Below are 22,118 nucleotides of genomic sequence, written 5' to 3'. Positions count from 1 at the left end.
GGAGATCAGGCGCGCAGATAGTACCCGAGGCGGAGCAGCGCCGCTTCGATGTCCGCGGTGGCTCCAGCGAACGAGAAGCGTACGGTGCGGTGCCCGGCCACGGTGTCGAAGTCGATGCCGGGCGCCAAGGCGACCCCGGTGTGCTCGAGCACCTCTGCGCACCACACGCGCGAATCGTCGGTGAGATGGCCGATGTCGGCGTAGGCGTAGAACGCGCCGTCCGCGGGCGCGAGATCGGTGATCCCGAGTTTCGGCAGCCCGTCGAGCAGCAGCCGCCGGTTCACCGCGTAACGCCGGACGTGGCCGTCGAGCTCGGTCTTGGCCTCCGCTCCGAACGCGTGCAGCGCCGCGTACTGGGAGACGGCGGGCGGGCACACCGTCATGTTGGAGGCCAGCCGTTGCAGCGCGGGCCGCAGCCTGCTCGGCGCGAGCATCCAGCCGAGCCGCCAGCCGGTCATCGAGAAGTACTTGGAGACCGAGCCGATGACCACCGATTCGCGGGAGGTCTCCCACGCGGAAGAGGTCTGCGCGTCCGAGCCCGCGGTCTCGTAGGTGATCCCGTGATAGATCTCGTCGGAGATCAACAGCGTCCCGTGCGCGTCGCACCACTCGGCCAGCGCGGCGAGCTCGGCCGGGGCGATCATGGTTCCGGTCGGATTGGCCGGGCTGGCGACCACCAGTCCCGCGGGCGGCTCGGGCAACGCGTCGAGCATCGCCACGGTCGGCTGGAACCGGGTCTCGGGGCCGCAGTCCAGTTCGACCACACGACAGCCGAGCGCGGTGAGGGTGTTGCGGTAGGCCGGATAACCGGGCCGGGCGACGACCACGGTGTCACCCGCGTCGAAGGCGGCGAGGAATATGAGCGTGAACGCGCCCGACGAGCCGGTCGTCACCACCACCTCGTCGGGGTCGACGTGGTAACCGTAACTGTCCCTGTGGTGTTCGGCGATCGCCTCGCGCAGCTGAAGAATGCCGAAAGTCTCTGTGTAGCCGAGCAATTCGGAGTCGATGGCGGATTTGGTCGCGCGCAGCACCGGGACAGGGGCAGGCGTCGATGGCTGACCGGCCGCGAGCACGAGCACATCGCCGTGGGTTCGGGCGCGCTCCGCGGCGGCTTTCCAGACATCCATCACGTAGAAAGGTGGAATGGTCGACCGGCGAGATTCTCCAGACACCCGACAGACGGTAGACCTTCCCGAACCACGGCATGTCGGCAACGCTCGGCTTTCGCCGAAGAGCTTTTCGGGCCGACATCTGCCCGCATCCGCGCTTGCGGCCCGCGCGCACCGCTAAGGTCGGCGTAATGCTTGACAAGGCTCGCCGCGCGGGGCTCGATCGGGTACGCGGAGTGGGTGGCATCGGCGTCATTCCGCCGGATTGGCGTGCCGAAAAGCGGAAGCGGTCCGGCCGCCGCCCGCGTGAGCTGCTGCGGCGCACTCGCAAGAAGTTCGATGAACTACGCCGCCGTCCCCGCCCGGATCTGCGTGCGCTTTCGTCGGATTTGCGGGAGCGGTGGTCCGATTTGCGGGAGCAGTGGTCCGATCTGCGCGAGCTACGGCCCGATCCGCGAGAGCTATGGACCGAGCAGAAGCGGCGGGACTATCGCGCTTTGCTGCGCAAGCACCGGGTGCTCATCGCCGGGCTGATCGCGACGCTGCTCCTGGCAGGCGCCGACACACCGTTCGACTGGGGCGTCAGCGAACGCACCCCCGGCTCGAACGAGGCGCTGCGCGTCTTCTTCGCCCACCCGCAGCAAATGCAGTCCACCCCACCCTCGGCGCGCCGCTACCTCAACGCCATCGCCGACGGTGAGCGCCGCCGCGAGCAGGCCGTGGTCGCGGCCGCCGCGCGGGCGACATTGGAACGCGCGAAGGCCGAGGCCGCCGCGGCGGCAGCGGGCGAATGGCAGCCGTGGATGGGTGGCACCGCTCCGCTGCCGCCCGGCTCGATCCTGCCCGGAATCGAGGGCTTCGTGCTGCCGGCCCGGGGCACGTTCACCTCCGGATTCGGTTCCCGCTGGGGCACTTTCCACAACGGCATCGACATCGCGGGCCCCATCGGCACCCCGATCTACGCGGTCGCCAACGGCACCGTGATCGACGCGGGCCCCGCCCAGGGTTTCGGCCTGTGGGTCCGCATCCGCCACGACGACGGTTCCATCACCGTCTACGGGCACATGTACGACTTCTTCGTCTCCGTCGGCGAGCGGGTGCCCGCGGGAATGCAGATCGCCCGCATGGGCAACCGCGGCGACTCCACCGGCCCGCACCTGCACTTCGAAGTGATCGTCGGCGGACAGCACGTCGACCCACGCGCCTGGCTCGCCCTGCACGGCCTAACCTTCTGACCCGCGGGGCGCGAACCTCGCAGACCGTTCGCACGCTTCGCACTGGTTACAGCCTCTGCGAAGCGTGTGGTCGCCCTGCGAAGCGTCCGAGGGTTACTGGGTGGGGACGGCGATGCGGTGCTCGACGGCGGCGAGGCCGATGTCGGTGCGGTAGTGGCTGCCGGGGAGTTTGATCGAGGCGATGCGGTCGTAGGCCTTGGCGCGGGCCTCGGACAGGTCGGCGCCGACGCCGACGACGCTCAGCACTCGGCCGCCCGAGGAGACCAGCGCGCCGTCGTCGCGCAGCGACGTACCGGCGTGCAGCACGGCGGCGTCGTCCTGCGCGGCCTCGCTCGCGCCGGTGATCACGTCACCGAGCCGCGGGCGGCCCGGGTAGTTCTCGGCCGCGATCACCACGGTGATGGCCGAACCGTCCCGCCAGCGCGGCGGGGCGACTTCGGCGAGAGTGCCGGTGGCGGTGGCTTTCAGCAGTTCGCCGAGCGGGCTGTCCAGCAGGGCCAGCACCGCCTGTGTCTCGGGATCGCCGAAGCGGCAATTGAATTCGACCACCGCGGGGCCCGCGGCGCCGACCGCGAGACCGGCGTAGAGAAGCCCGGAGAACGGGCAACCGCGGCGCACCATCTCGGCCGCGACCGGCTTCACCACGTCCTCGACGATCGCGGTGACGGTCTCCTCCGGCAGCCAAGGCAGCGGCGTGTACGCGCCCATGCCACCGGTGTTGGGACCGGTGTCGCCGTCGCCGACGCGCTTGTGGTCCTGCGCGGGCAGCAGCGGCACCACAGTCTCACCGTCGACCAGGCAGAACAGCGAGACCTCCGGACCGTCGAGGAACGACTCCAGCAGCACCGGGTGGCCCTGCTCGAGCAGTTCGGCCCCGTGATCGCGGGCCGCGTGGCGGTCGGCGGTGACAACGACGCCCTTGCCCGCGGCGAGGCCGTCGTCCTTCACGACCCAGGTGGGACCGAAGCGATCCAGCGCGGCGTCCAGCTCGGCGGGGTTGTCGACGATCTCGCTGTGCGCGGTGCGCACACCGGCCGCCGCCATCACATCCTTGGCGAATGCCTTCGAGCCCTCGATCCTGGCGGCCGCGGCCGACGGGCCGAAACAGGCGATGCCCGCGGAGCGCACCGCGTCGGCGACGCCGAGCACCAGCGGCACCTCGGGACCGATGACGACCAGGTCAGCCGACAATTCGGTGGCCAGAGCGACGACGGCCTCTGCCGAGGACGGGTCGACAGGACGCACGTGCGCGTGCTGCGCGATGCCCGCGTTGCCCGGCGCCGCGTAAAGGGCGCTCACCGCGGGGTCGCGGCGCAGGCTGAGGACGAGGGCATGTTCACGGGCTCCGGAACCGATGACGAGTACGCGCACGGGCAACAGCTTAGGTGAAGCGACTACCGGCCTTTCCTGGCATCGGTCTTCTGGACGCCCGGCGTTCGGCGACCGTTCGCCCATCGTTCGACCAGCGATCGCCGGCCGATCGCGAATTCGATTGGCGCCTTTCATCCCTCGCGGCCGCGGCCCGTGGATCATGGGTGGAGAGGGTTCGGACGATCCGCCGAACCGTCTCCAGCCACCGCGAAGGACGTACAGATCATGGGTCTGATCGACGGACTGATGGGCAATGCCGGGCGCATCGATCCCGGCCAGGCGCAGCAGGAGTACGCGAAGCTGCTCGGCAACGGCGAGCAGATCTATTCCGCCTACCTCCTGGTGCGCGACGCCATCCTCTTCACCAACCGCCGCCTGATCCTGGTGGACAAGCAGGGCCTGTCCGGCAGGAAGGTGAGTTATCACAGCATCCCCTACCGCTCGATCACGCATTTCGCGGTGGAGACGGCGGGTACCTTCGATCTGGACGCCGAACTCGTGATCTGGATCGCGGGCACACACGAGCCGCTGCAGAAGCGGTTCAACCGGCAGGTCGACATCTACGAGGTGCAGGGCCTGCTGTCGCACTTCGTGGCGGTGTAGCGCGCGATCGTCCGCGGACTACGCTGCGGATATGGCTTCCGTCTTCAGTGCGATCATCGCCGGTCAGATCCCTGGTCGATTCGTCTGGCAGGACGACGAATTCGTCGCCTTCCTGACCATCGCGCCGGTCACGCAGGGGCACACGCTCGTGGTGCCGCGCAAGGAAATCGACCAGTGGCAGGACATCGATGCCGACACCTTCGCGCGCCTCAACGGCGTCGCGCAGCAGATCGGCAAGGCCGTGCGGGCCGCGTTCGACGCGCCCCGCGCCGGTCTGCTCATCGCCGGGCTCGAGGTGCCGCACCTGCACGTGCACGTCTTCCCCGCCTACAGCCTCGGGAACTTCGACATCTCCGGCGCCGACCCCAACCCGTCGCCCGAGTCGCTCGACGAAGCGCAGGCCAAGATCAAGCAGGCGCTGCGGGATCTCGGCCACGGCGCCAACGTGCCGGACTGAACGAGTCGCGCGACGCCGGCTCGTCCGTTCCCCAAAGCCGAAGGGCGCTCGGTTGCGAACCGAGCGCCCTTTTTCGTTCAGTGGACCCGACACGGATCGCACCGGCTTTCACGACTGTTCGATGAAGGCCCTTGTCCAGCGCTCGCGCTGCTCTACACTTTTATCAGTTAGCGGTGCCGTTGCGCGAAGACGGCTTTCAGACGTTGAAGCTCCGCACGAAACGAGTGGTGTCATGGTTGATAGCCACGTTCATTTCCCTTCTCTGGCAACAGCATCGAAGGATCGAGCGCCGTTGTCGAAGAACCAAGCACCGCTGCTGAGACCGCTGCTCCCCGATCATCAGGGTTGCCTCGCCGCCGACCGGCTACTCACTGTCGGCGAAGCGCGCACTGCCTGATCGTGCTCGACCGGACGGATCACGTCGGGTGAATCGACGTGAACTCCGGTGGCACTTGGGTATACCGCGCTGTTGGAAGTTCTCGACGGCGACGCCGTCACCACCCTGCGGATCTCGGCCGCGATGTGGCCGCCCCCAGGCTATTCGGCGTCGCCGGTCCGGGCTCGGCCGTGGTGAACGGCTGAGGGAATCGGCACCAACGAAACGAAGGGGCAACGATGGTCACAGCAGTGGATTACTCGGCACGGCAGATCGATCCGCAAGCCATCAGGGACGCCGGGCACATCGCGGTGCTCGCCTACGTCTCGACATCGCGGCCTGGCTCGAACTTCGGGGCCAAACCGCTCACGCGCGAGTACGCCGACCGCATTCGCGCGGCGGGCCTGGACATCGTCTCGATCTGGCAGTACGGCAAAACCGGCAATGCGAGCGCTCCTTCGGATTACACCCTCGGCTACGACGGCGGCGCACGAATGGGGCAGGAGGCGAAGCAGCGCCACTTCGCCGCGGGCGGGCCCGGCTACTGCCCGATCTACTTCGCCGTCGACGAGGACATCGACGAGGAAACCTGGAACACCAAGGCCGTGCACTTCTTCCGCGGCGTGAACAACGCGATCGGCCAGGAGTGGACCGGCGTCTACGGCCACGACGAAGTGTGCCTGTGGGCCATCAGGGACGGCGTCGTAGGCCGGTCGACCACGCCGGGCAGGCACTGGGCCTGGCAGACCAAGGCGTGGTCGGAAGGCGATATCGCCGAAGGCATTTCGCTGTATCAGCGGATCGTCGACACAGCGGCCAACCCAGGCCCGGTCATCGACGGCACGTCCGTCGACGTGAACGACGTCTACGCCGCGGACTACGGGCAGTGGTCGCTCGACCGCGCGCCGCGGCCCGTGACCCAACCCGAGTACGTCGAGCTCGACCGGATGGGCAATTCACGCAGCAGCCGCCACGGCGCGCGCGTCACCAACTTCCTGCTGCACACCCAGGAGGGCAATGGCACCGCCGAGTCGCTGGCGAACTATCTGAACAACCCCGACAACGGCGTCTCCTATCACTACACGCTGCGCGACGGGATCGTCTGCGACGTGGTCGATACCGACTACGCCAGCTGGAGCGTCCTCGACGCGAACCCCTTCACCATCAACCTGTGCTTCGCGGGCTCCCGCGCCGGGTGGAGCCGGGCGCAGTGGCTCGAGCGTGAGGACGATGTCCGGATCGCGGCCTGGCTGGCGGTCCAGGACGCGCACAAATACGGCTTCGAGCCGGTCGTCATCCCGCCGCCCTACTGGCGCGGGGAAGGCATCTCGGACCACAAGTACGTCACCGAGGAGCTGGGGATCGGCACGCACACCGACGTCGGCTACAACTTCATCTGGGATCGGCTGGAGACGTTCGTCAACGAGTACGCGGGTGGCGAACCGCCTCCCGGGCAAGGCAATGCCATCGATGACGCCGCCGCTGCCGCGCCGTGGCTCGGCCGCAGGCTCACCGAGGGCGAGATCCCGACTCCGGACGGCGTCGGCCGCCGTGCGGAGTTCGAGAACGGCCAGGTGTACTGGCATCCGGATACCGGCGCGCACGCCATTTCCAACGAGTTGTTCGGCAAGTTCGCCGAACTCGGCTGGGAGGCGGGCCCGCTCGGCTGGCCGATCACCGACCGAACCGTGTTGACCGACGCGAACGGCGTGCGGCTCGGCGAGGTGCAGGGATTCCAGGGCGGCGCGCTGTACCTGCGCTACGGGGCGGGCCGTCCGCCGGTGTGGGTGCACGGCGCGATCCGCGATCGCTGGAATCGCTCCGGTTTCGAGAGCGGCGATCTCGGCTGGCCCATCGCCGACGAACAAGAGTTCGACGGCGGCGCGTATCAGCGCTTCGAGCACGGGACCATCTACTGGCCCGGGCGTCGCGACACAGTCGCCCTGCTCGGCAACGATGGACCGGACACGCCTCTTCCGGATCGCGACTGAACACCTTTCGCTCAGCGCCTCTACCACTGAGCTCATCCGCGAAGCGTATGCAAAAGGGCGCCCAGCTCCAGGAACCGAGCGCCCTCTGTCGAACGAGCCCCCTGTCAGGATTGAACCGACGACCTTTCGCTTACAAAAACGACAGAGCCTCCACCCCTGAGCTCATCCGCGAAGCGGATGCAAAAGGGCGCCCGGCTCCAGGAACCGAGCGCCCTCTGTCGAACGAGCCCCCTGTCAGGATTGAACCGACGACCTTTCGCTTACAAAAACGACAGAGCCTCCACCCCTGAGCTCATCCGCGAAGCGGATGCAAAAGGGCACCCGGCTCCAGGAACCGAGCGCCCTCTGTCGAACGAGCCCCCTGTCAGGATTGAACTGACGACCTTTCGCTTACAAGGCGAGTGCTCTACCACTGAGCTAAGGAGGCGAGAAGCGTTGCAATCATAGCCGGGCTCGCCCGCCGCGTGACACCGGCTTTACGGTGCCACGCGGTGGCGGCTCATCGAGAGTTCCCGGCGCAGTATCGAATACCGCGGTTCAGGACTGGGCGCCCTGTCGGGCCGCGTCGTCGGCGGCCATCGCGTCACGCAGACTCTTCGGACGCATGTCGGTCCAGTTCTTCTCGACGTACTCGACGCAGGCAGCGCGGCTGTCCTCACCGAACACGACACGCCAACCGGCCGGGACCTCGGCGAAGGCGGGCCACAGGGAATGCTGTTCCTCGTCGTTGACCAGGACGAAGAAGCGGCCGTCTTCGTCGTCGAAGGGGTTGGTGCTCAATTTCACCTCACTGGATACTGGCGCTATGTACGGGATCGGCTCCAGGGTCTGTCCGACGCGGCGCCCGTGCGAATCACGGGCCGTCCGCCGGAAGACTCCCCGAGCGTTGTGTCGACCCTAGCAAGGGAGACGTTACGCGTAGGCGGTTACCTCAGGCGGCGAAGAAATCCAGGAGGATCTTGTTGACCGCCTCGGGGCGCTCCAGGTAACCGAAATGTCCGGCGTCGGGGATCTCCTGGTAGCGGGCACCGGGGATCGCCTCGGCCACCTCCCTGGTGAGGTACGGGGGGATCATCCGGTCGTCGGCGAATCCGACGGCGAGGCAGGGCACCGAGATCGCGCGGTAGGCCTGCACACGGTCGAAATCGTGGTCCATCTTGCGCTGGGCGCGGATGCCGGGGGTGACCGGACCGCCGGTGAATTCGAACAGGTCCAGCCAGTCGCGTGCGGCGTTGGTCTGGGCCATGGTGGCGGGCGACAGGTTCATCACCGCGGTCACCGCGGCCTCGTACTTCGGCGGCAGCTTGACGCCGCTCGCGTCCAGGTCGTGCTCGCCGAGCGAGAGGGTCTTCTGGAACTGGTCCAGCCGCCCGTGCCCGGCCATGAACACGGCCTTGCGCACCAGGTCGGGCCGGGCCAGCGCGAGTTCCTGGGCGACCCGCGCGCCCATCGAGGTGCCGACCACCAGCGCGGGACCCTCGCCGAGCAGTTCGATGAGCCCGGCGGTGTCGGCGACCAAGTCGTCGATGGTCATGCCGGAGGCCGCCTCGAAGGAGGGCGCGATGCCGCGGTTGTCGAAGGTGCAGACCCGGTATCCGGCGGCGAGCAGCGCGGGCACTTGGTGCAGCTCCCAGACTCGGCCGGGGCTTCCAGTGCCCATGATCATCACGACGAGCGGCCCGCCGCCCTTGACGTCGGTGCCCTTCGCCCGGTCGCCCTTGACCTGGTAGTTGAGGGAGATTCCGTTCACCGTCGCCAGCGGCATTGTCGACCCTTTCGTGGAGTTGATGCTGCGCCACCACGGTATAGGCCCGTGGGTGCGGGTGCACCAGGCACTCTGGATTCGCGGGATACTGGTGCTGCGACACCGATTCGATACCGTGAACAAGCTACGAAGCCTTGGGGGCGGCGGCGAGCGCCTGGAGACAAGCAGGCGAGGACGTCGCTTACCATTGACTATTCGCACGTAAGAGCGTATTCAGCCGGGAGGACGAGAAGATGGCCGCGAAGGGCAGCGCGAACGATATCGCGGACGACGAACTGGAACCACTCGCCGACGAGACCGCACGTCAGGCGCAGCGGGTCGTTGCGGCCTACGCCGAGGACGCCGACGAATGCCGGATGCTGCTCTCGATGCTCGGCATCGGACCGAACAGCCGCGGCGAGTAGACGCCCGCCCCCCTCGCTCGACGACAACGGCGCCGTCGACTCGACAGACCAACTCCAACGCCGAATCAGCGACGCGTGACCGACGCGTGAGCGACGGGCCAGGCGACAGCAGCCCCACGTGACCGCGAAGGACACCGCGAGCGCCGCCAACCAAATAAGGATGCGTGAGTGGACCAGATGACCGAACAGCTGTCCGACGACTCCGAGCACGCCCAGTCCGAACTACCCGAACCCGACCCGTCGGAGCCCGGCGCCCTGCGCGCCGGATCGATCGCTCCGGAAGGCGCGGGTTCGGGTTTCGTCGTCGTGGCCAACCGACTGCCTGTCGATCTGGAGAAACTGCCCGACGGCAGCACCCGCTGGAAGCGCAGTCCCGGTGGCCTGGTGACCGCTTTGGAGCCGGTACTGCGCAACAACAAGGGCGCGTGGGTCGGCTGGGCGGGGGTGCCCGACGTCGAGGTCGAACCGATCATCGAGGACGGCCTCGAGCTGCATCCGGTGCCGCTGTCGGCGAAGGAGGTCACCGACTACTACGAGGGCTTTTCCAACGGCACGCTGTGGCCGCTGTACCACGACGTGATCGTCCGGCCGATCTACGACCGGAGGTGGTGGGCCGCCTACGTCAACGTGAATCGCAGGTTCGCCGAGGAGACCGCGAAGGTGGCCGCCGAGGGCGCGACGGTGTGGGTGCAGGACTACCAGCTCCAGTTGGTGCCCAAGATGCTGCGCATGCTGCGGCCGGACCTGACCATCGGCTTCTTCCTGCACATCCCGTTCCCGCCGGTCGAGCTGTTCATGCAGATGCCGTGGCGGACCGAGATCATCGAGGGTCTGCTCGGCGCCGACCTGATCGGTTTCCACCTGCCGGGCGGCGCGCAGAACTTCCTGTACCTGGCGCGGCGACTGGCCGGACAGCCGACCTCACGCGGCACCGTGGGTGTGCGTTCCAAGCTCGGCGTGGTGCAGGTGGGTTTCCGCACCGTGCGAGTCGGCGCGTTCCCGATTTCGATCGCCTCGGCCGAGCTCGACGAGCATTCGCGGCGTCGCTCGATCCGAGAGCGGGCCGCCAAGATCCGCGCCGAGCTGGGCAATCCGAAGAACATCCTGCTCGGCGTCGACCGGCTCGACTACACCAAAGGCATCGACATCCGGCTCAACGCGCTGGAGGAACTGCTGATCGACGGCCGCGTCGACCCCGCCGAGACCGTCATGGTGCAGCTGGCCACCCCGAGCCGCGAGCGCGTCGAGAGCTACATCCAGATGCGCGGCGACATCGAACGCCAGGTCGGCCGGATCAACGGCGAGTTCGCCAGGGTCGGCTACCCGGTGGTGCATTACCTGCATCGCCCCATTCCGCGCGACGAGCTGCTCGCCTTCTTCGTCGCCGCCGACGTCATGCTGGTGACCCCGCTGCGCGACGGCATGAATCTGGTGGCCAAGGAGTACGTCGCCTGTCACAGCGGTCTCAACGGAGCCCTGGTGCTCAGCGAGTTCACCGGCGCCGCCGCCGAGCTTCGCCAGGCCTACCTGTGCAACCCGCACGACCTGGACAGCGTGAAGGACGCCATCGTCTCCGCCCTGGAAGACAACCGCGATACCAAACGCCGCCGCATGCGCGCCCTGCGCCGCCAGGTCCTCGCCCACGACGTGGACCGCTGGGCCCGCGCCTTCCTCGACGCACTCGCCCAGGACCAGGTAGCAGGCAGCGCCCTACTGACCGATGAAGACGTCTACCCGGAGTCCGAAAACCCCACCCGCTGACACAAGCGTTTACCCCAACCAAGGTCAAAGGCAGCTTCCGCGCTCTCCCAACCACCCCCAGGGCGAGTCTTACGAGCCCGTTCGCGCGCGCCAGCGCGCCAACCAACACAGCAAGCTCCCAGAAAAGGTCCAGCAGCTTCGCAGGTATCGGGCGCACCATGGAGTCATGACTGGTGCGCCCGCGGAGCAGTCCCCCGAAGCCAGAGTGCTGGTGGTGGACGACGAGCCGATGATCCTCGAGCTGCTCTCGGTGAGCCTGCGCTACCAGGGCTTCGAGGTGGAGACCGCGAGCGACGGCGCGCGGGCGCTCGACCGGGCCCGCAGCTTCCGGCCGCAGGCCTTGATCGTCGACGTGATGATGCCCGGCATCGATGGCTTCGGCCTGCTGCCGAGGCTGCGCGCCGACGGCATCGACGCGCCCGTGCTGTTCCTGACCGCACGCGACGACGTGCAGGACAAGGTGGCGGGCCTGACCTTGGGCGCCGACGACTACATCACCAAGCCGTTCAGCTTGGAGGAGGTGGTGGCCCGGCTGCGGGTGGTGCTGCGCCGCGCGGGGCCGGGCGAATCGGCGAAGGAGAGTTCGCGGATTCGCTTCGAAGACATCGAACTCGACGACGACACCCACGAGGTGTGGAAGGCGGGCGAGCCGGTCACCCTCTCCCCCACAGAGTTCACCCTGCTGCGGTATTTCATGGTCAACGCGGGCACCGTGCTGAGCAAGCCGCGCATCTTGGACCACGTGTGGCGCTACGACTTCGGCGGTGAGGTCGGCGTGGTGGAGACCTATGTGTCGTATCTGCGCAAGAAAGTGGACACCGGCGAGCAACGACTCATCCACACCTTGCGCGGCGTCGGCTACGTGATGCGGACGCCGCAGCGCGGCCGCCCGGCGAGCCCGTGAGCCTGGATTCGGTGCGCGCCGAGGCCGATCGGAAAACCCCCGCCCCCAAGCGAATCCGCCCCTCGGAACAGCGCCGCTCCGCCCGCGAGGCAGGCCGGGCCCGCCGGGCAAGGGAGGCGCTCGCCCGGCGGCTCGGCGCGATCCCGCTGCGGGTGACGCTGGTATTGGCCCTGGTGGCGTTGGCCGGGCTCGGTCTGCTGGCTTCCGGCATGGCGGTCACCTCGTCGCTGGAGATGTCCCTGCTCAACCGCACCGATCAGCAGCTCCACGATGCCGCGATGACCCGTGCGAGGACGACACGCCCGCCGTTGCCGCCGCCGACTCCGCCGCTGGATCAGCGCACCGCGCCGAGCCCGTTCTACATCGTCACCGAGAACAAGAACGGCACCGGTTCTTTCGTACTGCAGCCGTACAACGTCGACGCCACGCCCGACTTGCCGAATCCGCCGTCTCTCGAACCGGTGACGGTGGGTTCGGTCGGTGATTCCGACGTCCAATGGCGCGTGGTGACCGTGCATCACCAGGACACGATCACCACCGTCGCGTTGCCGCTGACGCACAATCAGCAGACCGTCCAGCGGCTGGTGATGCTCCAGCTGGTGATCGGCCTCGCCGTGCTGGCCGCGCTGGCGCTGGCCGCCTATTTCGTGATCCGGACCAGCCTGCGCCCGCTGCGCCGGGTGGAGAACATCGCGGCGGCCATCGCCAAGGGTGATCTGCACCGCCGGGTGCCGGTGCGCGGCACCGATACCGAGGTGGACCGGCTGTCCCGATCGCTGAACGGCATGCTGGCGCAGATCCAATCCGCGTTCGCCGCGACCGAGGCCTCGGAAGCGGCGGCGAAGCGCTCCGAGGCGAAGATGCGCCGCTTCGTCGCCGACGCGAGCCACGAATTGCGCACCCCGATCACCACCATTCGCGGTTTCGCCGAGCTGTACCGGCAGGGCGCGGCCACCGATCCCGGCATGTTCATGGACCGGATCGAACGCGAGGCGCAGCGGATGGGTCTGCTGGTGGAGGATCTGCTGATGCTGGCCAGGCTGGACGCGCAGCGTCCGTTGGAGAGCGGCACGGTGGATCTGCTAGCGGTGGCCAGCGACGCGGTGCACAACGCCCGCGCGGTCGCGGCGGCCGCCGATCCGGACGGTCCGCGCCGCCCGATCGCCCTCGAAGTGTGTTCCGGTTCGGGGACTTTGGAGATCACCGGCGACGAGGCCAGATTGCGCCAGGTGCTGGCGAATCTGCTGAACAACGCGCTCACGCACACGCCGCCGGACGCCTCGGTGACGGTTCGCCTCACGCCCGACGACGACCACGTGCTGCTCGAGGTGGCCGACACCGGTCCCGGTCTGCCGCCCGAGGAAGCCGAGCGGATCTTCGAACGCTTCTACCGCACCGACACCTCACGCGCCCGCGCCAGCGGCGGCACCGGCCTCGGTCTTTCCATCGTGCAGGCGCTGGTCACCGCGCACGGTGGCAGCGTGCGGGTCGCCAGCACTCCCGGCACAGGCGCCACCTTCACGGTGCGACTGCCCCGCGATTCCTAGATCGGCGTCACCGAATCGACGAGCCAGCGGTCGTCGGTCTTGTCCAGCGTGACCCGCACCCTGCTGCCGGTGGTTGTGCCCTGCGGCGACTCCTTGCTTGTCGTCACCTGGTTCAGGTACAGCAGCACCACCGCGTGGTCGCGATCGGCGGAGACCACGCCGCTCGCCTGGGTGGTGGCCTTCACGGTGAGTTGCTTCTCCTTGGCGCCCGGCGCGATGGCCTGGCTGATCAGCTTCAGGTAGTCCTCGCGGAAATCGGCGGACAGGTTGTCCGCCGCCTTCGGCAGCTCGGTGTCGACGCTGCCGTAGTCGTAGCTGAACATGGCCGAGACCGCCCGGTCGGCCGCGGTGACCGCGTCCTGCCTTGCCCGCTCTTCCTGCCGGTCCGACCAGTACCCGAATCCGTTGATGGCCAAGACGATCACCGCTGCCAGCGCCACCGCGCCCGCGGCGCCCGCCGCGATCAGGCCCCGTGTTCCGTTCATGCCACGAACTCCACATTCGAGGCGGACAGGCCGGAGTCGGTGCGGGTCACGGTGACCCGGAACCGGTAGAACCGCGTCTGCGGCTCGGCCTGGCCCGCGTTGGTCAGGGTCTGTTTGGCGGCGACGAGCACCTTCGCGGAATCGTCGGCGTCGCTTTCCAGTGCCGCCTCGACGATCTCGCCGTTGGAGACGACCTTGGCCTGCTGCACGATGCTCAGGAACGGGTCGACCCGGCCGTCGAACTCGGTCTTGAACTGTCCGGAGGCCATGGAGAGGATCCGGTCGATGTCTTCTTTGGCGGAGTCGGCCCTGATGGTGGTCAGATTCAGGATCGCCTGCCGCGCGGTCTGCACGTAGGCGGTGCGGCGCTCATCGCGCTCGGCGGCAGACCGCGCGACGAAGACCGAGGCGATCGCGCCACCGACGAGGGCGAGGACGAGGACCGCCGCGACGGCCAGCACCACGATGCGTTCGACGCCGAGACGGTCGCTGCGCGAGCCTGCGCCGGTGTCGTCGGAGTCGGTGGAACCGGAGGTCTCGTCCGAGGTCGTCTCGGCCCCGGCTTTGCCTAGGTCTACGGACGGCGCATCGCCGGATTCCACGCCTGCCGAGGCATTCACCAGGTCGGCAGCGTCGCCGTCCTTCGGCTCATCCTTGGTCAGAGCGAGGGTGTCGGCTTTTTCCACAGCCTCGGCGCTGCCAGCATCTTTCGCCTCCCCGGAGCTGTCGGCAGGTTTCGCCTTCCTCGCGCTGTCGGTGCCTTTCGCTTGCACGGAGCTTGCGGCATCCTTCGCCCGCCCGGCGGTCTCCTCGCCGCCGAGCCGGGCGGCATCCACCGCCATCTCCGTTACCGCGTCGGCACCCTCCACCGGCGGGCCCGCCGAGCGAACGGCCCGCCTGCGCGCGCGATGTGCATCTCCGCGGATTTCACTCATCGTTGCTGCTCCTCGAGCATCGCCTGCCAGCTCGACGGTACCGTGCCGGAACCGCCGGGGCCGACATCACCTTGTCGGTAAGTGCGACCGTCGGTGCCGATGTACACGCCGGTGGCCGGATCGTAGGACTTGGCGGCCGCGGGCGTACTGAACGACGCGGGCGCGGTCTGGGTGTCCTCGGGCGCGGGACCGCTCGCGGGCGCCACCGGCCGCGGCGGACCGAACGGCGGGTTGTCGCCGACTGGGACGTAACCGGTGCGGCACAGCTCCGGCGTCGGCGCGCGCACGCCCGGGTACTCCATGCACGGCGTGTTCCGGATGCCGCGCACCTCGATGGGCGAGTCCTGCGGGATCTTGCAGTAGAGACCCGGCGGGGTCGGCACGGAGTTCAATTCGCTCGGCGAGCGGCGCTCGTCTTCGGGGAGGAAGCCGGTGGTGCAGGCGGGCGGATCGTTGACGGTCAGCATGAAGTCGACGAGCACGCCGTACTCGACCGGTCCGCGCACCGCTGTCATCAGCGCGGCGACCAGCGGCGGGTACACGACCAGGATCTGCTCGAGACCCGCGTGGTAGATCGTGGTCACCTGACCCACGCTGACCAGATTCGAAAGCAACAGCGGCAGAGTCGGTTTCAGGTCCTGGAACTGCGTGGAAACGCGCTCGAGCGCGGCCGGGCCCTCGCGCAGGATGTTCGTCAGCGCCGGATCGTGCGCCCGCAGCTGATCGGTCACCGTGGCCAGGTCGGCGGTCCACGACCGGATCGCCGCGTCCGAGCGGATCTGGGTGTCCAGCAGCGGGCCGATCTGCTCGATCAGTTTCTTGGTCGGCTCGCTGCTGTTCTGCGCTTCCTGCACCAGCAGCGAGGCGGAGTCGATGAAGCGCTGCAGGTCGGGGCCGGCGCCGTTGAACGCGCGGAAGGCCTCGTCGATCACCTGCCGCAGCCGGGTGTCGGCGACGCTCGACAGCAGCCGGTCGGTCTGGTCGAGCAGCGTGCCCACGTCCTGCGGCAGCTTGGTGCGCTCCTGCGGGATCACCGCGCCATCCGCGAGATTGCCGCCCTTGGGGTTCTCGGCCGGAATCAGGTCGACGTACTGCTCGCCGATCGCCGAGACGCTGCGCACCCAGGCGTCGACGTCGGAGGGGATCTTGTAGTCGCTGTCGATGGTCAGCTTCGCCTCGACGCCCTCCGGCGTGAGCAGGACCTCCTGCACCTTGCCGACATTGGTGCCGCGATAGGCCACGTTGGCGTGCGGGTAGAGGCCGCCGGTCGCGGTCAGCTGCACGGTGACGTCGTAGCGCCCGATGCCGAACATGGCGGGTAACTGCACGTAGGTGCCCGCCATGATGGTCAGGCCGATGACGGTCAGCACGGCGAAGATGCCGAGCTGAACGCGGACGAATCGGGTGAGCTTCATCGGCCCGGACTCCCTTGCGGCGCAGTGTCTCCCGCTCCCGGCAGCGGCACGGTCAGGCCGGGAATGGCGGGCAGACCGGGGATCGGCGGCAGACCGGGAATGGTCGGCGCGGGCTGCTGGCCCTGGGCGGGCGGCTGCAACGGACCGGTCGCCGGATTGCCGCTGTCGCTGGCGGTGGGCGGTGCGAAGCTGCCGACCACGCCCTCGACGCCGCCGAAGCGTCCGCCGAGCGGCGTGCCGGTGAGCCAGTTCGAGTCGAGGCGCTTGCCCGTCATGTCCACCGTCATGAACAGATTCAGGTAGTCGCCCTTGATCGCCTTGTCGATGTTCTCCATCGGGAACGGGAAGGTGAGCAGGATCTTCAGCGACTCGATGAGGTTGTTGCCGGTGTCGGACAGCTGCCGCAGCACCGGCTCCAGGCTGGCCAGGTTCGCCTTCAGGTTCTCGCCGCTGGCGCTGATCACCCGTTGCGTCACGTCGCTGAGTTCACCGAGCGCGGTGAGGGCGTTGGTGACGTTCGCCCGCCGGTCGGCGAGCACGGTCAGCGCCGGGTGAATGCGCTCGATCGCCGAGCCGAGCACGGCGCGCTGCTGGGACAGCTGGCCGCCGAGCCGGTCGAGCCCGTTCAGCGCGGCGATGATGTCGCCGGTCTGCGCCTCCAGGTTGGTGGTGAGTTCGTTCAGCTGCGGCAGCAGGTCGCGGATCGCGTCCTCGCGCCCGCTCAGCGCGGCATTCAGTTCGCGGGTAATGGTTTCCAGCTGCGCGACGCCGCCGCCGTTGAGCACCACCGACAGCGAGGAGAGCACCTGCTCGGTGGTGGGGTACGCCCCGGCGCGATCCAGCGGGATGACGTCGCCCGCCTTCAGCTCGCCTTCCGGCGGCACGTCCGTCGGCGGGGCGAGCTCGATGTGGTTGCTGCCCAGCAGACTGGTCTGACCGATCTTGGCGGTCGCGTTGGCGGGCAGCTTCACCTTGCCGTCCAGCGATACGGTCACCACCGCGTGCCAGTCCTGCACCTCGATGCCGGTCACCGTGCCCACCGGCACGTCATCGACCCGCACTGGCGAATTCTGGGTCAGCGTGGTGACGTTCGGCATCTGAATGCTGATCTTGTACGAGCCTTCGCCGGTGCCCTCGGCGCCCGGCATCGGCAACGAGTTCAGTCCGTCCCACTGGCAACCGGTGGCGCCGAGGGTCAGCGCGACGCCCATCGCGAGGACGGCCGTCTTACGCATCGGTCGCATCATCGACCTCCTCCCGGAATGGCCAGGCCGGCGAGCCCGTTCGGCACGGTGATCGGCGCGGGCTGCGGCGTCTGCGCCGGCGCGCGCTCCTCCAGGCTGGGCGGGCTGTAGACGATCTGGTTGGGGAAGGCGTGCACGCCGGTGGCCGGATTCAGCATGATCGGCGCGTAGTTCATGGCCAGCGAGTCGATCACCGGCGCGAGGTAGGTGGCGCACAGGTCGGCGGAGCGATCCGAATCGTTCTCCTCCAGCGCGCGCACCGAACCGCACAGGAAGCTCAGCGGGTCGGCCGTGTTGTTCAGCGCGACCGCGCCGGTGATGGTGCCCTGGGCCGGCTTGTAGAGCTGGTAGAAGTTCACCAGCGCCGTCGGGCCCGAGTGCAGCACCCGTTCCAGCTCGGGGCGCTTGTCCACCAGTATCTGGGTGACCTCGGCCAGTCGCTGCACGCCCTCGGTGAGCTCAGCACCGCTGCCATCCAGGAAACGCTTGACGTCGGCCATCGCGAGGTCCAGATTGTCCAGTCCCGCGCCGAGATCCGCCGAGACGCCGGCCAGCACCGAGGACACCGAGGCGAGCCTGCCGCCGAACTGCACGATCTGCTCGTTGCTCGCCGAGAGCACCTCGACGAACTGCTGCAGGTTGCGGATGGTGCCGAACAGATCGGTGCGGCCGTCGGAGAGGGTGTTCAGTGTGGCGGAGAGCTCGCGCAGGGTCTCACGCATCCGGTCGCCGTTGCCCTCCAGGTTGCTCGCGGCGGTGTCGACGAAGCGCCCGAACGAGCCCTGTTCGTCGTCGCCCACCGGGCCCAGAGTCGTTGCCAGCTTGGACAACTCGGCCTTGATGTCGTCCCACTCGACCGGGACGGCGGTGCGCTCGATCGGAATGGTCGCGCCGTCGGCCAGCTTGGGGCCGCCGGTGTAAGCCGGGGCCAGCTGGATGAAGCGGGCCGAGACCAGCGAGGGCGAGATGATCACCGCGCGCGCGTCGGCGGGGATGTCGACGCCGCGGCGAATGGTGAACTCGACCCGCACCTGGTCGCGACCCGGCTCGACCTTGTCGATCTCGCCGACGTCGACGCCGAGCACCCGCACGTCGTCGCCGACGTAGAGGCCAGTCGTCGACGGGAAGAACGCGGTGACCGTGGTGGTCCCGATCTTGGTGATGCCGCGATACGCGCCGACCGCCACCAGTGCGGCGACCAGCACGCCCGCGACCACCCACGCCCAGCGCGGGCCTTTCTGAACAACCTTCGGCATTTTCATCGCGGCGGCTCCTGGACCGCAGGCCCGATCGACGGTGGCGGGTTCAAGAAGAAGTTGCGCAGGTCGTCGGGCAGGTGCTGCGGCCACACCAGCGCGTCGACCAGCGGCTGCAGACCGACGGACGTCGCGTTCACCACGTAGGCGTTGAACCACGGGCCGTTGCCGACCTGCTCGCCGAGCGCGGCGGCGAACGGGCCGAGCCCGTCGAGGGCCTCGGTGAGGTTGTCGCGGTTGCGCTGAAGCAGCGCGAGCACCGAATTGAGCCTGTCCAGCGCGGGTTTCAGCTGCGCCTCGTTGTCGGCGACAAGTCCGGACAGCTGCTGGGCGAGCCCGTTCACGTACACGATCAGCTGCCCGATCGCGGTGCGGCGGCGGTCGAGTTCGCCGAGCAGTTGGTTGCCGTCGAGCAGCAGCGCGTTGATCTGGGCGCTGCGGTCGGACAGGATCTTGGTGACGTTCTGCGCCCGCCGCAGCAATTCGGAGAGCGCCTCGTCGCGCGCGTTGATGCTGCGCGAGAGCTGGGTGACGCCGTCGAGCGCCGCGCGCAGCGGGGCCGGGGTGTCTGCGAAGGTCTCCGAGAGCGCGTCCAGCGTCTCGTCGACCTTCACCATGTCCAGGCCATGCACCGTGCCCGCCAGATCGCCGAGCGCTTCGTTGAGCGAGTACGGCGAGGTGGTGCGCTCCAGTGGAATGGTGTCGTCGCGGCGCAGGGCCCCCTGGCCCTGCGGCAGCAGCTCCAACGACTTGCGGCCGAGCACCGTGTTGGTCTTGATGGCCGCGGAAGTCTTGTCGCCCAGGACGATCGACTCGTCGAGGGTGAACTTCACCAGCACCTTGGCTCCTGCCAGTTCGACGGCGTCGACCCGGCCCGAGCGCACGCCGGCGACCTGCACGGCGTCGCCGGGCACCAGCCCGCCCGCGTCGGCGAAGTAGGCGGTGAAGTTCGCGCCGCTGCGGATGAACGGCAGCCGGTCGAACTGCAAGGCCGAGAGCGCCACCGCGATCGCGACGACGATACCGACGACGCCGATCGTCACGGCCGGTGATCGCTGGTCTTTCATTCCGGAGCGCACCTTCCCGTCTCCTGCCCGCCGGGCATATTGATGTGCAGCGGTTGTCCGTTCGGTCCGTCGACGATGAAGTTCGTGCTGCATATGTAGAGCGCGAGGAAGGAGCCGTAGGAACCGATGCGGATCAGCTTCCGGTAGGTCTCCGGCAGCCGCTCGAGCACCCACTGGACGGTGTCCGAGCCGTCGTCCAGGTTGGTGGCCAGCCGTCCGGTCTGCTCGATCGTGCCGCGCAGATCGGGACGGGCCTGGGCGAGCAGGTCGGTGAGATCGCCGGTGGCGCCTGCGATCCTCGGCAAGGCGTCGCCGATCGGATCACGGTCGGCGGCGAGGCCGCTGACCAGCCGCTGCAATTCGGTGAGGGTGGTGTCGAACTGTTCGCCACGTTCGTCGATGGTCGCGAGCACGGCGTTGAGATTGTCGATGACGCTGCCGATCAGCGCGTCGCGCTCGCCGAGCGTCTTGGCGAACGAGCCGCTGCTGTTGAGCAGCGAGACCAGCGTGCCGCCCTGGCCCTGGAAGATCTGCAGCAACGCGTTGGTCAGGTCGTTCACCTGACCCGGATCCAGTCCGCGCAGCAGCGGTTTGAAGCCGCCGAGCAGCATGTCCAGGTCGAGCGCGGGCGCGGTCTTGTCGGTCCCGATGGTGCCGCCCTGACGCAGCTTCTCGGCCGAGCCCGCCCCCTCGAGCAGCTCCATGTACCGGTCGCCGACCAGGTTCTCGTATCTGATGGTCGCGCGGGTGCTGGTGAGCAGCTGGTACTTGCGGTCGACGTCGAACTCGACGTGCGCGAGGTTGTCCTTGCCCACCTTCACCGAGGTGACCGAGCCGACCGGCACGCCCGCGATGCGCACCTTGGCTCCTGGCAGCATGCCCGAGGAGCTGGTGAACACGGCGTGGTACCCGTATTCCTTGGCGAAGCGCATCTGGCTGAACACGATGGCCAGTCCGGCGAAGATCAGTGTCATCACCAGGGTGAAGATGGCCAGCTTCACCGTCGTCGCGGTGTTCTTCACGGCGCGGTCACCCCCGGAAGCCCGGCGAACAGCAGCTGGAACACCTTGGGGCCGTTGAATTCGAGCTTCATCGACGGCACGTAAGGCGCGCCCTCGTTGGTGTCGGTGACGATGTAGTTCGCGTGGCTGCCCGGCACCCGATTGTCCAGCCCCTCACAGCGCGGGCCGCCGGTCGCGTTCACCTTCGGCAGATCCTCCGGATACTTGTACGGCTCGGCGCCGAACATGAAGTTGGTGTTCATCGTGACGCCCGGCTGCAGACCGCCGAACATCATGTTGGCGATCGGCATCAACCGCCCGATCGCGTTGATCATGCAGTTGAGGCCGGGCGCGTACTCCTCGAGCAGGCCCGTGGTCGGGCGCAGCAGATCGAGCGCGGTGCCCAGGTTGTTCTCGTTCTCGCGCAGCACCGAACCCGTGGTGTCGGCCAGGCCGACCAGGTTCGCGAGCACATCGTCGAGGCCCTGCTGTTCATCGACAAGGGTCTGGCTGGTGGTGACCGCGTTGTCCACGGTCCGCAGCAAATCACCAACGGTGTCCGCGTACAGGTTCGACACGTCGGCGGTGGCCGCGAAATCCTGTCGCAGGGTCGGCAGCGTCGGGTTCATCTCGCGCAGGTAGACGTCCAGGTTCACCAGCAGCTGGCCGAGCGTCTCGCCGCGGCCCTGCAGCGCGGTGCCGAGCGCGGAGAGCGTCGCGTTGAGCTTCTCCGGCTCCAGCTTGGCCAGCACGTCGGACAGGTGCTGGAACAGCGTGTTGAACTCGACGGTCACCTGCTCGGCGACCACGGTCGCGCCCGGTTGCAGCGACTTCGGCGAAGCATCCTCCGGCACAGTGAAGTTGACGTACTTGGCACCGAAAACGGTGGTCGACCTGATGTCGACGCCCGCATTGGCGGGCACCATCTTCAACAGCTCCGGGTCGATCGCCAGCTTCAGCTCGGCGCCGTCGTCCTGCTGGTTCACCTCGGCGACCCGGCCGATTTCGACACCGCGGACCTTCACCTTGGCGTCGGGGTCGAGCACGAGGCCGCTGCGCGGCGCCTCGACCAGCACCGTCGCGGTCTTGGTGAACCCGCCGACGAACATGGTCAGCGCGACCGCGACCACCGCGACGAGCACGAGCACCATTCCCAGGCCGGCGAGTTTGTATTTGATCTTCTCCATAC

At 68.2% G+C, this 22,118-nt stretch carries 20 protein-coding genes and 1 tRNA gene; 8 read left to right on the top strand and 13 right to left on the bottom strand.

The genetic code is table 11. The annotated features are described in order from the left end of the window. Positions 1 to 5: 5 nt before the first annotated feature. A complete protein-coding gene (locus NX1_RS07440) occupies positions 6 to 1,175 on the bottom strand; it encodes a pyridoxal phosphate-dependent aminotransferase (protein WP_218024074.1) in 1,170 nt (389 codons plus the stop codon). Positions 1,176 to 1,303: 128 nt separating this feature from the next. On the opposite strand from NX1_RS07440, the gene NX1_RS07435 reads away from it, so the two are divergent. After that, the gene (locus NX1_RS07435; RefSeq protein WP_068055810.1) at positions 1,304 to 2,347 is read left to right on the top strand and encodes a M23 family metallopeptidase; all 1,044 of its coding nucleotides are present in this window, start codon (positions 1,304 to 1,306) and stop codon (positions 2,345 to 2,347) included. 93 nt (positions 2,348 to 2,440) lie between these two features. On the opposite strand, the gene purD is transcribed toward NX1_RS07435, so the two are convergent. Beyond that, positions 2,441 to 3,718, bottom strand: coding sequence for a phosphoribosylamine--glycine ligase (gene purD / locus NX1_RS07430; RefSeq protein ID WP_068055808.1), 1,278 nt, complete (start codon positions 3,716 to 3,718; stop codon positions 2,441 to 2,443). Between the two features lie 225 nt (positions 3,719 to 3,943). On the opposite strand from purD, the gene NX1_RS07425 reads away from it, so the two are divergent. The 3 genes from NX1_RS07425 (at position 3,944) to NX1_RS35145 (ending at position 7,145) form a co-directional block, all read left to right on the top strand. Beyond that, a complete protein-coding gene (locus tag NX1_RS07425; RefSeq protein ID WP_068055805.1) occupies positions 3,944 to 4,321 on the top strand; it encodes a PH domain-containing protein in 378 nt (125 codons plus the stop codon). 31 nt (positions 4,322 to 4,352) lie between these two features. Continuing rightward, positions 4,353 to 4,778 (top strand): HIT family protein, encoded by a 426-nt coding sequence (locus NX1_RS07420; RefSeq protein WP_068055802.1) that lies wholly within the window; start codon positions 4,353 to 4,355, stop codon positions 4,776 to 4,778. A gap of 615 nt (positions 4,779 to 5,393) precedes the next feature. After that, positions 5,394 to 7,145, top strand: a complete 1,752-nt coding sequence (locus tag NX1_RS35145) for a glycoside hydrolase domain-containing protein (protein ID WP_084501163.1) — start codon at positions 5,394 to 5,396, stop codon at positions 7,143 to 7,145. Between the two features lie 355 nt (positions 7,146 to 7,500). Here NX1_RS35145 and NX1_RS07410 read toward each other — a convergent pair. The 3 genes from NX1_RS07410 to NX1_RS07400 all read right to left on the bottom strand — a co-directional run bounded on the left by NX1_RS07410 (position 7,501) and on the right by NX1_RS07400 (position 8,910). Further along, positions 7,501 to 7,572, bottom strand: a tRNA-Thr gene (locus tag NX1_RS07410). A gap of 110 nt (positions 7,573 to 7,682) precedes the next feature. Further along, positions 7,683 to 7,925, bottom strand: a complete 243-nt coding sequence (locus NX1_RS07405; RefSeq protein WP_011207082.1) for an MbtH family protein — start codon at positions 7,923 to 7,925, stop codon at positions 7,683 to 7,685. Between the two features lie 151 nt (positions 7,926 to 8,076). Continuing rightward, entirely contained in the window at positions 8,077 to 8,910 is an 834-nt protein-coding gene (locus NX1_RS07400) for an alpha/beta fold hydrolase (protein ID WP_068055800.1), read from the bottom strand. Between the two features lie 233 nt (positions 8,911 to 9,143). Between NX1_RS07400 and NX1_RS36825 the strand changes: the two genes are divergently transcribed. The 4 genes from NX1_RS36825 to NX1_RS07385 all read left to right on the top strand — a co-directional run bounded on the left by NX1_RS36825 (position 9,144) and on the right by NX1_RS07385 (position 13,526). Continuing rightward, positions 9,144 to 9,314 carry a hypothetical protein gene (locus tag NX1_RS36825; RefSeq protein ID WP_169812191.1) on the top strand — a complete coding sequence of 57 codons (171 nt, stop codon included), beginning with the start codon at positions 9,144 to 9,146 and terminating at the stop codon, positions 9,312 to 9,314. Between the two features lie 255 nt (positions 9,315 to 9,569). Continuing rightward, positions 9,570 to 11,075 (top strand): alpha,alpha-trehalose-phosphate synthase (UDP-forming), encoded by a 1,506-nt coding sequence (locus NX1_RS07395; protein ID WP_068055990.1) that lies wholly within the window; start codon positions 9,570 to 9,572, stop codon positions 11,073 to 11,075. Positions 11,076 to 11,241: 166 nt separating this feature from the next. Next, positions 11,242 to 11,979: a response regulator transcription factor gene (locus NX1_RS07390; RefSeq protein WP_068055797.1), complete on the top strand. Its 738-nt coding sequence runs from the start codon at positions 11,242 to 11,244 to the stop codon at positions 11,977 to 11,979. 140 nt (positions 11,980 to 12,119) lie between these two features. Beyond that, positions 12,120 to 13,526: a sensor histidine kinase gene (locus NX1_RS07385; RefSeq protein WP_068055987.1), complete on the top strand. Its 1,407-nt coding sequence runs from the start codon at positions 12,120 to 12,122 to the stop codon at positions 13,524 to 13,526. Here NX1_RS07385 and NX1_RS07380 read toward each other — a convergent pair. Genes NX1_RS07380 through NX1_RS07345 form a run of 8 tightly spaced genes read right to left on the bottom strand, consistent with a single transcriptional unit; the run spans position 13,523 to position 22,116 of the window. Then, positions 13,523 to 14,011 (bottom strand): Rv1363c family protein, encoded by a 489-nt coding sequence (locus NX1_RS07380; protein ID WP_068055795.1) that lies wholly within the window; start codon positions 14,009 to 14,011, stop codon positions 13,523 to 13,525. The two genes, NX1_RS07385 and NX1_RS07380, sit on opposite strands and share 4 nt — an antisense overlap. Next, positions 14,008 to 14,946 (bottom strand): Rv1363c family protein, encoded by a 939-nt coding sequence (locus NX1_RS07375; RefSeq protein WP_157119574.1) that lies wholly within the window; start codon positions 14,944 to 14,946, stop codon positions 14,008 to 14,010. Before NX1_RS07375 ends, NX1_RS07380 begins: the two co-directional genes overlap by 4 nt. Next, complete coding sequence (locus NX1_RS07370) at positions 14,943 to 16,361, bottom strand: MCE family protein (protein WP_068055792.1); 1,419 nt, start codon at positions 16,359 to 16,361, stop codon at positions 14,943 to 14,945. Before NX1_RS07370 ends, NX1_RS07375 begins: the two co-directional genes overlap by 4 nt. After that, entirely contained in the window at positions 16,358 to 17,605 is a 1,248-nt protein-coding gene (locus NX1_RS07365; RefSeq protein ID WP_068055789.1) for an MCE family protein, read from the bottom strand. The genes NX1_RS07370 and NX1_RS07365 overlap by 4 nt, the downstream gene beginning before the upstream one ends. Next, positions 17,605 to 18,867: an MCE family protein gene (locus NX1_RS07360; RefSeq protein ID WP_068055786.1), complete on the bottom strand. Its 1,263-nt coding sequence runs from the start codon at positions 18,865 to 18,867 to the stop codon at positions 17,605 to 17,607. The genes NX1_RS07365 and NX1_RS07360 overlap by 1 nt, the downstream gene beginning before the upstream one ends. Next, positions 18,864 to 19,928 carry an MCE family protein gene (locus NX1_RS07355; protein WP_068055784.1) on the bottom strand — a complete coding sequence of 355 codons (1,065 nt, stop codon included), beginning with the start codon at positions 19,926 to 19,928 and terminating at the stop codon, positions 18,864 to 18,866. Before NX1_RS07355 ends, NX1_RS07360 begins: the two co-directional genes overlap by 4 nt. After that, on the bottom strand, positions 19,925 to 20,950 hold the full coding sequence (locus NX1_RS07350; RefSeq protein WP_084501159.1) for an MCE family protein: 1,026 nt from the start codon (positions 20,948 to 20,950) through the stop codon (positions 19,925 to 19,927). The genes NX1_RS07355 and NX1_RS07350 overlap by 4 nt, the downstream gene beginning before the upstream one ends. Further along, entirely contained in the window at positions 20,947 to 22,116 is a 1,170-nt protein-coding gene (locus tag NX1_RS07345; RefSeq protein ID WP_068055781.1) for an MCE family protein, read from the bottom strand. Before NX1_RS07345 ends, NX1_RS07350 begins: the two co-directional genes overlap by 4 nt. Positions 22,117 to 22,118: the final 2 nt, after the last annotated feature.

This window comes from Nocardia xishanensis NBRC 101358, assembly GCF_001613365.1.
Taxonomy (GTDB): Bacteria; Actinomycetota; Actinomycetes; order Mycobacteriales; family Mycobacteriaceae; genus Nocardia; species Nocardia xishanensis.
This window is presented reverse-complemented; position numbering and strand designations above follow the sequence as displayed.